Annotated in this window: 1 protein-coding gene; it reads right to left on the bottom strand. The window is 54.0% G+C overall.

Features of this window, described 5'->3' with window-relative positions:
• Positions 1-51 precede the first annotated feature (51 nt).
• The gene (locus B2W96_RS01210; RefSeq protein ID WP_293007732.1) at positions 52-213 is read right to left on the bottom strand and encodes a hypothetical protein; all 162 of its coding nucleotides are present in this window, start codon (positions 211-213) and stop codon (positions 52-54) included.
• Between the last annotated feature and the right edge of the window lie 209 nt (positions 214-422).

Raw genomic sequence — 422 nt, 5'->3', positions numbered from 1 at the left:
CCCCGCCTTTTGGCGGGGCGGCTTGCACTTTAGGGAGAAGACGGTTGGGCTTTACAGGTCGTCAGCATCCTGCACCGGCGGGTCGAGAGGGTCCGCCGGACGGCCGGTGTAACTCCCTAGCGGGTCGGTCTGCTGCGAGGAAAGGTCTGTCATGGACCGGGCCTGCTCCATAGGGGGGTAATTGGTCTTTGCGCGGCTTTGCCGCTTTTTCATAGAAACCGCTCCCTTTCCGTTTAGATGAGGCTTGTGCAAAAACAGTCTGCCCGAAAGCAGACTGTTTCATGCAAAAGCCCTTGAAAAACGGTTGTTTGACGGGATGCAGCCCTCCATACGTGCCTGCAAATGGGGTTGCGACTGCATATCATTCAGAGTTCACGAAAAAATACGTAAGGAATGAGAATTTTTCGTCGTCTTTTTTCTGA

This window comes from Oscillibacter sp. UBA6647 (genome assembly GCA_002455655.1).
Taxonomy (GTDB): Bacteria; Bacillota; Clostridia; order Oscillospirales; family Oscillospiraceae; genus Oscillibacter.
This window is presented reverse-complemented; position numbering and strand designations above follow the sequence as displayed.